At 31.3% G+C, this 819-nt stretch carries 2 protein-coding genes; both read right to left on the bottom strand.

Features of this window, described 5'->3' with window-relative positions; all coding sequences use genetic code 11:
• Positions 1 to 151: MobA/MobL family protein (locus BQ7400_RS00010; RefSeq protein WP_180371927.1), on the bottom strand; the 151-nt coding region annotated here is incomplete at its 3' end.
• Between the two features lie 333 nt (positions 152 to 484).
• A complete protein-coding gene (locus BQ7400_RS00005; protein WP_072469049.1) occupies positions 485 to 775 on the bottom strand; it encodes a DUF3847 domain-containing protein in 291 nt (96 codons plus the stop codon).
• Between the last annotated feature and the right edge of the window lie 44 nt (positions 776 to 819).

Below are 819 nucleotides of genomic sequence, written 5' to 3'. Positions count from 1 at the left end.
CTAATACTTTTTCTTTTCTTGTATAGTCATGGGTTACTCCGTCCCATTCATTTTTTATTTTTTCTCCACTTATATATGCTGCACTTGCTACTGCACTTTTGCCTTTTCCTCTTGATATTATGTTTACTGAAAAATGAAAACTGTCTGCCATTTTTATCACTTCCTTTCTTTTTTGTTGTTTTAGGTGGAGGCTTAATAGATTTTTTATAGCCACCTTGTGAATGAGCGTTTTGAAATGATAGAATAGAAAAAGCCGACTACTGAATTAATTTTTGTTGTTTCAGTATGTCGGCTTAATTGTTACTTTCATTTCAAATTTTAAAAGTCAAGGGCGAGCGTTAGCGAGTTTATTTACCCTTGACTTTTAAAAAGCGAATGGTTGTTGCTCCCTGCAAGGGTTTGGCTCCGCAGGACGCAAGCACCCTTTAGGGTGTATAATTGCGCCCTTAGAAAATCTAAGGGATATTTGATTATTTTATTTTTCTTAATTTTCTCTCATTATTTTTAGTGTTTCTTTGAATTCTTTTGTCTTTGTTGCTTCTTCTAGTAGGATTTTTATTTCTTCATCTGTTAGTTCTTCTGCATTTTCTATAAGGCTTTCTAATATTGCTCCTCTAGTTATTAGCCTATGAGTTCTTTCTTTTCTTCTTTTTACTATGTCTTGTTTTAATATCTTCTTTTCTTGATTTTTTAGTTGCCTTAATCTTTCTTCTGTATGGTCAATTTTATCTTTTATTTCTTTTGACTCTTGTCTTAGTTGTTCTAATTTTTTCATAAAAAACTCCTTTCTTGTATTAAAAAAAGACGATAGAGTTTTTA

This window comes from Urinicoccus massiliensis (assembly GCF_900120405.1).
Taxonomy (GTDB): Bacteria; Bacillota; Clostridia; order Tissierellales; family Peptoniphilaceae; genus Urinicoccus; species Urinicoccus massiliensis.
The sequence above is the reverse complement of the archived record's forward strand: the minus strand, read 5'-3'. Positions and strand labels throughout refer to the sequence as shown.

Excerpts from the sequence above, each read along its gene's own strand:
- BQ7400_RS00005 (WP_072469049.1), bottom strand. The coding sequence starts at position 775 with ATGAAAAAATTAGAACAACTAAGACAAGAGTCAAAAGAAATAAAAGAT.